The following is a 12,725-nucleotide window of genomic DNA, read 5'->3' as shown; positions in this document are numbered from 1 at the left end:
CCTGTCGCGTCTCGCTGGGCATCAAGCGGTCTCACTCGAGAGGAATATCGTCTGCAGGCCACCGCGATCGGCGACGCCAAGGCGACGCACGACGTCGCTGTCGACCGGGTTCCACGCATTGAGGCGGCGCTCGTCCTCCTGCGCGAGGCGGCTCGTGAAGACGCCGAGGTTAGCGAACACGTCGTCGGAGAAGGCGTCCAGGATTTGGACGCCGTCAGCGAGATCCATGAGCAGACTGTAGAGCTCGAGCGGCACCAGCAGCTCCTCCACCCCGCCATGATCCGGCTCGTATCTCAGCACCAGGAAGCGGTGGAGCGTCTCGAGCCCCGCCATCGGCTGGAAGCGTTCGGGAGCGAGCGAGAAGCGCGAAGCCGACTTCTCGATCCAGAACGCGGTTTCGGTCGGCGTACGGGGGAGGACGCGGATCGGGACGCGCTCGACGTCGCGATAGGCGAGGTCTGGCAGCGCCTCGAGGCGGGAGAGGCCGTTGCATAGGCGACCCTTGATCCGGGCCTGCTCCGCATCGTAGAGAAGCGGGAACCTGCGGAACTCACTCGCCCGGCGTCCGTCCCTCAGCGTCAGGGCATGATCGTCGCCACCTACCGCCTGCACTTGGTCGGCCGACCAGCTCAGATACGCACGCCGCCGCGCATCGCGCAGAGGCACCGGTCGACCCACCACATCCCGGAACCGGCTGGCCCCGTGAGCGGGATGCGGGGCGCCCTTCCCGACGAGATATCGATCGACGCGGGCATGGCCCTCCAGCGCTGGATCCAGTCGCGCCAACTCGCGGAGGAGCTCGCCCTGCCTTCCAGGGGATTCGGGATTGAACGCGTGATCGGCCGGATCGTGAGGCTCCAGCTCCGCATTTCGGTGTAGGTCCTCGCAGTCGTGGAGGCCGAATAGGACGTAGCTGACCGCAGCCTTCAACTCGCGAGCGGTGATGTGAATCTCGTTGCGCTGATGAACGGTCTGCAGCGCCTCCGTGAGGCGCTCGCGAACTCGGGTCCCGCCGGCGAGGACAGCCGCTTCCGGGCTCGCGCCCATCATATCGGCCGATCGCCTCATCGCGCAACGTGCCTGCGCGGTGCACGTCCGGCACGGCGCCCAGATCTCCGCAGCCCGGTCCCCTCCGACCAACCGCCGGATCAACTCGTCGACGAACCGGGTGGATATCATCCCTCGGTCGGAGTCGAGCCCGCCCACGAGCGAGCGGTTGTTCAGTTCGACGAGCCGAATGTGCGGAGCGAGACCCGCGGTCCGCTGCGTCAGCGCCGCGGTGAGCGCGAGTGTCAGCGGTCGTTCGCCACCACCGGCCTCCGCCTGTTCGATCCACTCCATCAGCCGGCCGTCGTTGACCGCGACGAGGTGGATGCTCCCGTCGCGCGGCGGATGGTCGAGGAACGGGGCAAAGAGTTCGTCGAGCAGGCTGTCGGCCGACCGCCCCTTCCAGCTGGCCGCACCATCGAGGTTAATCATGGCCTTCCGGCCGGCGAGGCTACCGGACCAGACGCGCTCGCTCGATTGCGGGGGATCGCCGCCAAGTGTCTGGACGAGGCGCTGCAGAAAGGCTGTCTTGCCGTCCCCGGCATTGCCGCACAGGATGACCAGCGAGACCTCCCCCGCCCTGATCTCCGCCGGCAGCATCTCGTCGAGCCCGGTCGGCACGTATGTGTCGAACGCGAAGTCGCTGTCCAGCCCCCGGGTCTCCGCGTTGCCGAAACGCGACCCCGGATAGGTGCTCAGGATGTCCCGTACACGCGGAACCACGTTCGGTCGTAGGGCCGGCTGCGCCGCAACGATCGCCGGTATCGGCGACGCAGTTGAGACGCGACCCGCCCGAAGCGCCGCGAGTGCGGCTCCCGCGTCTGAGTACCGCGCCTCGCTCGAACCGGTCGCCTGGTCGAGGATCGGGATCAGCGACGGGAACGCCGCACGCTCCTCTTTGCTCCAGTCGAGACCCGAACCGCTCGTTGAGTGCGCGGGCGGTCGATCAGTGATGGCATGGTAGAGCGAGGCAGCCAGACTGTACACGTCGTCTCGCGCCAGTGCCACAGCCCCGTCGCGTCGTTCCGGCGACGCGTAGAGAGGTGTACCCGAGCTCGGCGGGCTGTGGCCTTCGGGACCCGACAGATCATAGTCGATCAGGATCACCTTGGACTCGTCAACCAGGATGTTGGAAAGGCTGACGTCGCCGTGTACCCAGCCTTGGGCATGCAGCTCGTGCAAGGCCTCGCACAGCTTCTCGAACCACTCGACCGCGAGCTGCTCCGTCGTGTCGGCGCCTCCCTCCTGCGCGATGAAGTCCAAGTCGCCGCGCCAGGCACTCAGTGGCGAGCCCTGACTCCAGCGGAGCAGGGCAGTCAGCGCGTCCGGACTCCAGCCGCTGGCACATTCCAGGATATTGGAGAGGCCTGGATGCAGGGAGAACGTGCGCATCCGTTGATAGGCCGCGAGCGACGTGTGGCCGAACTCGGCATTGAACACCGCCTTGCCGACAAACGTCCCGATCGGCTCGCCGCTCGCGTCGAGCTGCTCCAGCTTGAAGGTTCGCGCGATGCTGCCCTGCCCGAGCACCGATATCACCCGATAGGAGCCGTTCTTCCACTGGAAACTGTGACCCTCGTCCCATCGGGAGGGCGACACCGACCCGGCCGGCTCGGGTGTGTGCGACGCAACAATATGGTCAGCCGCGCTCTCCTCAAGGAGATCGAGGAGTTCATCGACGCCCGGCCGGCGGGCAGGATCCCGGTCGCAGCCGAGGAGAATGACGGTGCGAAAGTCCTCGTCGGCGGGGTCGGTAAATAACCGGGCCAGCACCGCGCAAAGGCTGTAGACGTCCGACTTGGGCGTCGCAGCCGTAAGACCCCCCGCGACGACCTCCGGCGCGGCAAAGCCTCCCGACAGATCACCAAGCTGCTCGGCACTCACGGTTTGCGCAGGCGTCAGCCGCGCCCAGCGCCATCCAGCAAAAAGCGGGCTGTTGTCCGCGCGTACCCGCAGGCTGTCGCCATCAAGCGCGCGGTGGAGCAGCGGGCCATCCTCGGCCTCGATGAATTCCCGAAGCGCCGAAAGGGCTCGAAGCGCAAAGTCACGCCGCTGCGGAGAGGCCCACTCGGGCGTATCGCCGAGGGCGGAAACCGGCGTCGCCGCGCTGTCGCTCACGCTGAAGAAATACATCTCGCCAGCATAGTTCGGGACCGGCTGCCACGTATCGACAAGGCTCGGCAGATGGGGCGACTTCTGGAAGCGCTGGACAACGTCGAATTCGCGTCGCGCCCTTCGATCCGTAAGCGAAGCAGCTTCGCCGGAAGGTGCAGCCGAAAGGTCGTAGGTGTGCAGCAGCACGCGATCGCCGGTCCAGGGATCTCGGGCTGTGAAGATGCGCTGGAACCGGTCGTGCTCGTCGGTAAGCAGCCGCAGCTCGTCGAAGCGGCCGAGGCGCTTCAGTCGACCCGCGTCGGCAAGATTATAGCGCACCGCCAGCAGGTCGGCGAGGCGCCTGGCGTTGGTCTGGCCCGCCGAGGCGGCATCGGCGACCAGGTCGAGCACGTCCTTCAGGCCATACGCGATGACACCCATGGCGTGGCGAGGCAGGGTGCCGTTTTTCTTCAAAGTGCCCGTCTCCCGCGTCAGCAAGAAGGCCGGCGCGACGAAGCCCAAAGTCTGATCGGCGGATCGAAGCCTTCCTGCTATCCGCTTCGACTTCGCGACAATGAGTTCTGCGGCGGGGTCCGCGAGGTCGGGGCGGCGCAGCGCCGATGCATCCCAGTGCTTGACCTCAATCACGACCGCGCCACCCGGCCCGATGACGACCATGTCGATCTCGTCCGCCTGGCCGCGCAGGTTCGGGTGCGTCAGGTTCGTCAGAATGTAGGCGGCCCCCTCCCCGCTCTGTCTCCTGATCTCCTGATCGACCGAATTGAAGGCCTTGAGTTCGCTAGCGTTTGCGAACGGGCCACACGGCACATGAACTACACGCAAACCAACCGCCCCACGCTCCCCACGATCATGCCCATCACTCTGGCCTGTATGTGCCGAGGTCGCCGACGCTGTCACCCATCACCGATCCACGCGGCAAACACTGCAATCAGGTAAGCGCTTGACGAACCATAGACGACGACGACGCTACTTCAATATGCGGGTTCGAATAAATAGGGCCCGCCATCGCCATGGCGACCGGGACCTCGGCCGGCCGTTCAGTCAATTCGACACCGATAAGATTCGCAATCGCATCGCCCAGTAGGGCCAACAGGCCGAGCGCAGGGAGCGGAGCAAGACTGCGGTTTTCTACAAAGAACATCGCCACGTGATATTTTCAGAGAAAGATCACATTGGGGGCGCTGGCCGAACGCACATAAAGACCCAAATGCAGACGCTCGACGCCCTCATTGTGTCCCCCGACTCCGGTCATTCATTCATCGGTTCGCGACCGCCCTGCAGCGCCGCTGGAATGACGATAACTGGGACATTGCGGCTATTCGGGGTAGCGCCCGTCAACGGCCGCTTCCGGCGGAACCAGACGTTTCCATTATGAGCCTTTCCATCGCCGCGCTGGCGCCGCTTTGCTATCGGCTTCCGAGCGCAGGAGCATCGAGAATCCGCCTGAACGAGGCAAATTCACACGCCAACTGGCAAGATCGTCATCATGCCTCTAGGGTCAGTCCACACGGGATGGGCCTTCAATGTTCAATAAAAGATCTCTGAGCGAACGAGACATTTGCACGAAGTTCATAACGCCTGCTGTCAAGGACGCCGGGTGGGATGAAATGACGCAGATCAGAGAAGAGGTCAGTTTCACAAAGGGCCGCATCATTGTGCGCGGCAAGATGGTCAGTCGCGGTCAAGGCAAGCGTGCTGACTACGTGCTTTACTACAAGCCCAACATCCCGCTGGCGCTGATTGAGGCCAAGGACAACACCCAGCCAATCGGCGCGGGTATGCAGCAAGCATTGGAATATTCCGAAACCCTCGACATTCCCTTCGTGTTTGCGTCGAACGGCGATGGGTTCGTATTCCACGACCGCACGGGTACAGGCGATGCGCGCGAAATCACGCTGCCCCTTGATGCCTTTCCATCGCCGGGCGAGCTATGGCAGCGATATGCCGCGTGGAGGGGCCTGACGCCAGAAGGTGAGGAGATCGTCCTCGAGGATTATTATGACGACGGCAGCGGCAAGCAGCCGCGCTATTATCAAGTCAACGCCGTCAACGCGGCCATGGAAGCCATCGCGACTGGGCAGAACCGAATTCTGCTGGTCATGGCGACCGGCACCGGGAAGACCTACACTGCGTTCCAGATCATCTGGCGGTTGTGGAAGGGCGGGCACAAAAAGCGCATCCTGTTTCTCGCTGATCGGAACGTGCTGGTCGATCAGACGATGGTCAACGATTTCCGGCCTTTTGGCTCAGCGATGGCGAAGCTGTCCGCCAACGCGAAAACGATCGAACGTGATGACGGCACGAACATTGACCTGCCGATCGCCATGGACAAGAAGCGGCGCGTCGATACCGCCTACGAGATTTATCTCGGGCTGTATCAGGCCATCACCGGGCCGGAGGAACGGCAAAAGCTGTTCAAGGAGTTCTCACCCGGCTTTTTCGACCTCATCGTTATTGACGAATGCCACCGTGGTAGCGCGGCCGAGGATAGCGCATGGCGCGAAATTCTTGAGCATTTTTCTGATGCCACGCAGATCGGCCTGACCGCGACACCCAAGGAAACCCGCTACGCGTCCAACATCCACTACTTCCGCGAGCCGGTTTATAGTTACACTCTGAAACAGGGGATCCGGGACGGTTTCCTTGCCCCCTATAAAGTCATCAAGGTCCATGTGGACCGCGACATTCAGGGCTATCGGCCAGAGAAGGGTCAGCTCGATCGCGACGGCAACGCGGTTGAGGACCGTATCTACAACACCCGCGATTTCGACCGCACACTGGTGCTGGATGACCGGACCAAGCTCGTCGCCCGCAAGGTCACGGAATTCCTGAAAGAAAGCGGGGACCGCTACCAGAAGACCATCGTCTTCTGCGTCGATCAGGAACACGCGGCGCGTATGCGGCAGGCCCTCATCAACGAAAATGCTGACCTCGCGGCGGAGAACTCGCGCTACGTCATGCGGATCACGGGCAACGACCCCGAAGGTCAGGCGCAGCTTGGCAACTTCATCGACCCCGAAAGCCGCTACCCGGTGCTGGTCACAACGTCACGGTTGCTTTCCACCGGCGTCGATGCCCAGACTTGCCGGCTGATCGTCCTCGACCGTGACGTCGGATCGATGACCGAGTTCAAGCAAATCGTCGGGCGCGGCACCCGCGTTCATGAAGACAGCCGCAAGTTTTTCTTCACGCTGATGGATTTCCGAGGGGCGACGAAACACTTCGCCGACCCGGATTTCGATGGCGAACCCGTTCAAATTTATGAGCCGGGCGAGGATGATCCTGTTACGCCGCCCGATGACGACGGCACTATCGGCGACCCCGGCGACCCCGGCGACCCCGGCGACGATCAGAGCGATCAGCCCGGCGAGGGCGAAACCATCATCGATGGTGGCGACACACCGGATATCACCATCACCGATGGCAGCGGCAGGCGTGGCAAGGTCTATGTCGATGGTGTGCGCGTCATCATTGTGGCCGAGCGCGTTGAATATCTGGACGAGAGTGGCAAGCTTGTCACCGAAAGTCTGCGAGACTTCACGAAGAAAGCCCTACGCAAGCACTTCGCCAGCTTGGACGAATTCCTTAACCGGTGGAATGGTGCGGAACGCAAACAGGCGTTGGTCGATGAATTGTCAGCGGAAGGCCTCGCGCTCGATGTTATCGCGGATGAACTCGGCAAAGACCTCGATCCGTTCGACCTGATTTGCCACGTTGCCTTTGACCGCAAGCCACTGACCCGGCGCGAGCGAGCAGAAAATGTTCAGAAACGCGATGTTTTTGCCAAATACGGAGAGCAGGCCCGCGCAGTATTGCGCGCCCTGCTCGACAAGTATGCCGACGAGGGAGTGCTCAATCTTGACGATACCAACGTGCTGCGCATCCCGCCGCTGAACACGCTCGGCACCCCGGTCCAGCTCATCAAGGCTTTCGGTGGCAAAGCCGGCTTCGAAGATGCCGTCCACGCCCTCCAAAACGAACTTTATCAGGAAGTTGCTTAATCAATGTCGGTTCGCACTCTCGTCAAATCCATTCAAGACATTATGCGCAAGGACAGCGGCGTCGATGGCGACGCCCAGCGCATCAGCCAGCTTTGCTGGCTTTTCTTCCTGAAGATAATCGACGATCAGGATCAGGAATTGGAACTGATGCGCGATGGCTATCAGTCGCCGGTTCCAGAGCAATTCCAGTGGCGTAATTGGGCCGCCGATCCTGAAGGGCTGACCGGCGAGGCGCTACTCACCTTCGTCAACGAAGACCTGTTCTCGGCGATGAAGGGCTTGAAGCCCACCGGCCAGCCCGGCGACCGCCGCCGCGTCGTGCGTGACGTGTTCGAGGATGCCTATAACTACATGAAATCCGGGCAGTTGCTGCGGCAGGTGATCAACAAAATCAACGATATCGATTTTAACAATCTGTCTGAGCGCCAGCATTTCGGCGACGTTTACGAGCAGCTTCTCAACGACCTGCAATCCGCCGGCAATGCGGGAGAATATTACACCCCCCGCGCCGTCACCGCCTTCATGGTGGACCGCATCGACCCCAAACCGGGCGAGATCATCTTCGACCCCTCCTGCGGCACGGGCGGCTTCCTCACCTGCGCGATGAAGCACATGCGCGACCGCTACGTGAAGCGGCCCGAGGACGAGGCGCTGATGCAGCAATCGCTGCGCGCGGTGGAAAAGAAGCCGCTGCCGCACATGCTTTGCGTCACCAATATGCTGCTCCATGGCGTTGAAGACCCCAGCTTCGTGCGCCACGACAACACGCTGGCGCGCCCCTACATCTCGTGGGAGCAGAAGGACCGCGTCGATCTAATCCTGACCAATCCGCCCTTCGGCGGCAAGGAAGAGGACGGCATCGAAAGCAACTTTCCCCAGCATTTCCGCACGCGCGAGACGGCTGACCTGTTCCTGGCCCTGTTCATCCGCCTGCTGCGCAAGGGCGGCGTGGCAGCGATCGTCTTGCCTGATGGCAGCCTATTCGGCGAAGGCGTGAAGACCCGGCTGAAGGAAGCGCTGCTCGAAGAGTGCAACCTCCACACCATCGTTCGCCTGCCCAACTCCGTGTTCAAGCCCTACGCCTCCATCGGCACCAACCTGCTGTTTTTCGAGAAGGGCGAGCCAACCAGGGACATCTGGTTCTACGAGCATCAGGTACCAGCGGGGCAGAAGGCCTATTCGATGACCAAGCCGATCCGCGTGGAGCATTTCGCGCCTTGCGTGGAATGGTGGGGAGGTGCGGAGCGCACAGGCCGCGAGGAGGGTCCGCAGGCGTGGAAGGTCAGCGCCGACGAGGTGAAGGCGCGCGGCTACAACCTCGATTTCAAGAACCCGCATAGCGAAGAGGCCAACCACGGCGATCCGGCGGAACTGCTGGTAAAGCTGGATCAGGCCGAGGCCAAAACGGCAGACCTGCGCGCACAACTGCAAGCCATTCTGGCCGAGGCGCTGGCCCGATGAACGCCGCGCTATTGCTGGAACAATATGCGCGGATTGCCGACGCGCCCGATGCCATCGCCCGGTTGCGCCGGTTCGTGCTGGACCTCGCCGTGCGCGGTAAGCTGGTGGAGCAGGACGCGGGAGACGAGCCAGCAGCGGAGTTGTTGAAGCGTATTGCGGCAGAGAAAGCCAAACTTCGATTAAAGGCGCCTGCCAACCATCACGATATTGATGAACCTCCGTTCCAACTTCGAACCGGTTGGCATTGGACCGCGGTAGGCGAGATTTGCTCAAAGACAGGTTCGGGAAGCACGCCCCGGGGGGGCAAAGAGGTATACAAATCAAGCGGAATTCCCTTCCTCCGTTCGCAAAACGTGTATGACGATGGTCTGCGGCTGGATGACGTTGCCTTCATCGATGCCGCAACCCATCAGCGTATGGGGTCAACCAAAGTCCTTGCGCGCGATCTGCTACTGAACATCACTGGCGGGTCGATGGGACGCTGCTGTCGGGTTCCAGATGACTTCGATGAAGCCAACGTAAGCCAGCATGTTGCCATCTTGCGCTTAGCGGTGTGCGGCACGGAGGATTTCCTGCACCTGCTGGTTCGTTCGCCATATTTTCAGGCATTCATCTTTGAAGAACAAACCGGCGCTGGCCGTGGCGGATTGCCCAAAAATCGGATGGATAACATCGCCGTTGCCCTCCCTCCACTTGCAGAACAGCACCGTATCGTCGCCAAGGTCGATGAGTTGATGGCCCTGTGCGATCAGCTTGAGGCGGCGCGGGTGAGCCGCGAGGCGGCGCGTGACACGTTCACCCTGTCCACCTTGGCCAAACTCAACACCCCCGATCGCAAAACATTCGACCAAGAAGCCCGCTTCGCGCTGGCCAACCTCGCCCCACTCACCACCCGCCCCGACCAGATCAAGCAACTACGCCAAACTATCTTGAACCTAGCTGTGCGTGGTAAATTGGTAGAGCAAGATGCAAGCGAAGAGCCTGCATTGGCATATCTATCTCGCCTGCAGGACGCTCCCCTCGCGGCCAAAAAGCTTCAGAAGTCAGTTCAGGTGGACGAGGACCACCATCGCTTGCCTGATAACTGGGCATGGCTCCCGCTTGGAGCACTCATTCGCGGGATGGATGCAGGATGGAGCCCACAATGCGAAAATCATCCACGAACTGACGAAAGCCAGTGGGGAGTATTAAAGACAACGGCTGTTCAGGCACTTTCATTCGATCCGAGCCAGCACAAACTGTTGCCCAGCAAATTATCGCCGCGCCACGCAATGCAGGCGGAGGTTGGCGATGTACTGGTGACGCGCGCAGGTCCAAAAAACCGAGTTGGCGTGTCTTGCGTGGTCGATACTCCATGCCCGCGACTTATGATTTCGGACAAGCTTATACGATTTCATGGTTTGGGTGATTTGTCAGCAGAATACCTAGCGCTTACCCTGAACGCAGGAGACAGTTTGCGCCAACTTGAGGATGCAAAATCGGGCATGGCCGTGATGCAAATGAACATATCGCAAGATAAGTTACGGGCCGTTCTGGTTCCCCTTCCACCGGTTGCCGAACAGTGGCGCATAGTCGGTACGGTCAACGAGTTGATTGCCATGTGCGATCAACTTGAAGCCAGCATCACCATGGGCGAACAGACCCGCTCCTGCCTCCTGGAAGCCGTCCTGCACAACGCCTTGGAGCCAGCCTGACCATGCCCGTTCGTCGCCGTGGCAATAAACTTGAGCGCTGGGAGATAGCCCTGATCAAGGCCATGGTGGCAGATGGGCGGTGGCCGAACGACCAGGACATTCTCGCCTACTTCACCCGGCCGACGCGCTCGATCAATCACCGCGCTATCGGGGAAATCCGCAGCAACGCCAAGCACGCGGCCATCAAGGCGGCGACCGTCGACGAGCTTGAAGCCTTCATCGCGTCGTGGCCGGAAGTGGATCCGGAAACGGGCCTCAGCCTGCGTGGCGACGAACTGCTGATCAAGGCGCGGGAAGCGATGATCAGCGCCGTCCATACCTTCAACAGCGCGGGCCTGACCTTCCGCGCCGAACTATTCATCGTCACCGCCGTGATAGCGTGGACCTACCTGATGCACGCTTGGTTCAAGCGCGAAGGGATCGACTACCGCCATACCAAGACCGTGAACGGCGAAAAGGTCGTCGTAAAAACGCCAAGCGGTGCAGAAAAATATTGGGAGTTGGGCCAGTGCCTGAAACACGCCCGCTCGCCGATCGAGCAAGGGGCGAAGGACAATTTGAACCTGCTGCTGGAAATCCGGCACGAGATCGAACATCGCTCGACCAGCCGAATTGACGATGCGCTGAGCGCAAAGCTGCAAGCCTGCTGCATCAACTTTAACGACGCCATAAAGAGCATGTTCGGTGCGCAATACGCGCTGGAACGCCGCCTACCCATCGCACTGCAATTCGTGACCTTCAGCCCGGATCAGCGCGCGATCCTGAAAAAGGCGGGCACGCTGCCGCGTCACGTCGAAACCACGATGGACAATTTTGAGCAGAAATTGACACCGGAGCAGCAGGCCGACCCTCGGTTCGCCTTCCGGGTTTTCATGGTTCACAAGACTGCCAACCGTGCGCCCGGCGCTGATCTTGCTGTGGAGATCGTGCCGTCGGGATCGGACGTCGATCAAAAATTCAACATGGCGCTGAAAGAGGTGGAGAAGAAGAAGTATCTTCCCGCCGCCATCGTGAAGGCGATAAAGGACGAGGACTTCGACGCCTTTACGATGGACAGCCATACCCGGCTTTGGAAGCGTCTCGGCGCGAAAGACCCGGCGAAGGGTTACGGCGCGATAGCCGTCGGCAATCAATGGTGCTGGTATGATACTTGGCTAAACCGCGTGCGGGAAGAATGCGAGCAGCATCCTGAACGGTACAAGACTGCTCAGGCTGCTTCTCTGACCTAGCCGGTCGGCGGCTTCCGATAGGACCGGACATTTACCATTGTTGGAGCGAATGACCGTCTTTGGTCGGGAGCGGCCGATTACCTCGTGGCCCCAAGGACCCAATTCCAGACCTTCGAGGCAGGCTTACTGCGGCCTAAAAGCGGTCATCCGTTCATGCGGCCAAAGCGTCCTTGGTGCCGTCTCCGAGGAACCCAAGCGTCGCCTGAACCGCCTCGTTCAGCGCCGTGCGCGGTTCGGCGCCAAGCGTCGCCCGGAGGAGATCATTCCGCAGCCGGACCGGGCGATCCCAAAGATATTTCATTTCCAGCACTTCGCGCAGCATGGGCACGAATGGCGAGGCAAGCCGCATCATCGACCACGGCGTCTGCTTCACCGGCACCGCGGGATCGCCCAGCGCACGACGGATCGCGTCGACCATCTGGGTACCCTCGGCGTCCCATACTCCCTCCATATGGAACGTGGCGAAGGGGTCGAGCCCACCTTGCTCGATCAGGCGCACCATCGTCTCGGCGACATCGGGAAGGTAAGCCCATTGATGTCCGACGCCGCGCCGGCCGGGATAGGTGATAGCCGTCGGCCGCTTGCCCGGCGGGACGATCTGGCTGAACCACGTGTTCGCCGCCGCCGGTCCGAAGAAGTCGCCGGCGCGCACGATCAGCACCCTTCCCTCTCCCGTCTGCGCGAACGAACGCAGGCGACGCTCCATCTCGACGCGGATCGCACCTTTGCGCGTCCGCGGATGCTGCGGCGCATCCTCGGCAACGTCGGGAAAGGCGTCTGGACCGTAATTGTAGACCGTTCCCGGCAGCACGACCGTGGCGCCGTTGACGCGCGCGGCTGCGATCGTGTTGTCGAGCATCGGCAAAACAAGCTTGTTCCAGTTGCGATAGCCCGGCGGGTTCACCGCATGGACGATTAACGACACGCCGTCGGCCGCCGCCGCGACGTCGCCTGCGACCATCGCGTCTCCGGCGCGCCAGTCGAACCAATGCCGCGCTACCAGGCTGTCGGGCGCGCGGTGCAGCGCGCGCACTTGCCAGCCTCGCGCCGCCAGCAGACGGGCAACCGTGCCGCCGATGCCGCCCGTTGCGCCCAGTACCAATGCGATCTTGCGTTCCATCTTCCGCCTCCTCTGTGTGTGCACAGCGAATGCAGCGATTTCGCCCTCAACGAAATTG

At 61.7% G+C, this 12,725-nt stretch carries 7 protein-coding genes; 4 read left to right on the top strand and 3 right to left on the bottom strand.

Going from position 1 to position 12,725, the window contains the following annotated elements; translation table 11 throughout:
• Nucleotides 1-21 precede the first annotated feature (21 nt).
• Complete coding sequence (locus U1739_RS02895; RefSeq protein ID WP_332703799.1) at nt 22-3,984, bottom strand: protein kinase domain-containing protein; 3,963 nt, start codon at nt 3,982-3,984, stop codon at nt 22-24.
• Nucleotides 3,985-4,090: 106 nt separating this feature from the next.
• A complete protein-coding gene (locus U1739_RS02890) occupies nt 4,091-4,309 on the bottom strand; it encodes a hypothetical protein (protein WP_332703797.1) in 219 nt (72 codons plus the stop codon).
• Nucleotides 4,310-4,685: 376 nt separating this feature from the next.
• Between U1739_RS02890 and hsdR the strand changes: the two genes are divergently transcribed.
• From hsdR to U1739_RS02870, 4 genes are read left to right on the top strand one after another with little or no spacing between them, the layout of a single operon-like run.
• Nucleotides 4,686-7,163 (top strand): EcoAI/FtnUII family type I restriction enzme subunit R, encoded by a 2,478-nt coding sequence (gene hsdR, locus U1739_RS02885; RefSeq protein ID WP_332703795.1) that lies wholly within the window; start codon nt 4,686-4,688, stop codon nt 7,161-7,163.
• Between the two features lie 3 nt (nt 7,164-7,166).
• A complete protein-coding gene (locus tag U1739_RS02880) occupies nt 7,167-8,624 on the top strand; it encodes a type I restriction-modification system subunit M (RefSeq protein ID WP_332703794.1) in 1,458 nt (485 codons plus the stop codon).
• The gene (locus tag U1739_RS02875; RefSeq protein WP_332703792.1) at nt 8,621-10,318 is read left to right on the top strand and encodes a restriction endonuclease subunit S; all 1,698 of its coding nucleotides are present in this window, start codon (nt 8,621-8,623) and stop codon (nt 10,316-10,318) included. Before U1739_RS02880 ends, U1739_RS02875 begins: the two co-directional genes overlap by 4 nt.
• Nucleotides 10,319-10,320: 2 nt before the next feature.
• Nucleotides 10,321-11,547: a DUF3644 domain-containing protein gene (locus U1739_RS02870; RefSeq protein ID WP_332703790.1), complete on the top strand. Its 1,227-nt coding sequence runs from the start codon at nt 10,321-10,323 to the stop codon at nt 11,545-11,547.
• A gap of 151 nt (nt 11,548-11,698) precedes the next feature.
• Here U1739_RS02870 and U1739_RS02865 read toward each other — a convergent pair whose 3' ends face one another.
• Entirely contained in the window at nt 11,699-12,667 is a 969-nt protein-coding gene (locus U1739_RS02865; protein WP_332703788.1) for an NAD-dependent epimerase/dehydratase family protein, read from the bottom strand.
• Between the last annotated feature and the right edge of the window lie 58 nt (nt 12,668-12,725).

This window comes from Parasphingomonas puruogangriensis (assembly GCF_036663635.1).
Classification (GTDB): Bacteria; Pseudomonadota; Alphaproteobacteria; order Sphingomonadales; family Sphingomonadaceae; genus Sphingomonas.
This window is presented reverse-complemented; position numbering and strand designations above follow the sequence as displayed.

Excerpts from the sequence above, each read along its gene's own strand:
- hsdR (WP_332703795.1), top strand. The coding sequence starts at position 4,686 with ATGTTCAATAAAAGATCTCTGAGCGAACGAGACATTTGCACGAAGTTC.
- U1739_RS02880 (WP_332703794.1), top strand. The coding sequence starts at position 7,167 with ATGTCGGTTCGCACTCTCGTCAAATCCATTCAAGACATTATGCGCAAG.
- U1739_RS02870 (WP_332703790.1), top strand. The coding sequence starts at position 10,321 with ATGCCCGTTCGTCGCCGTGGCAATAAACTTGAGCGCTGGGAGATAGCC.
- U1739_RS02875 (WP_332703792.1), top strand. The coding sequence starts at position 8,621 with ATGAACGCCGCGCTATTGCTGGAACAATATGCGCGGATTGCCGACGCG.
- U1739_RS02865 (WP_332703788.1), bottom strand. The coding sequence starts at position 12,667 with ATGGAACGCAAGATCGCATTGGTACTGGGCGCAACGGGCGGCATCGGC.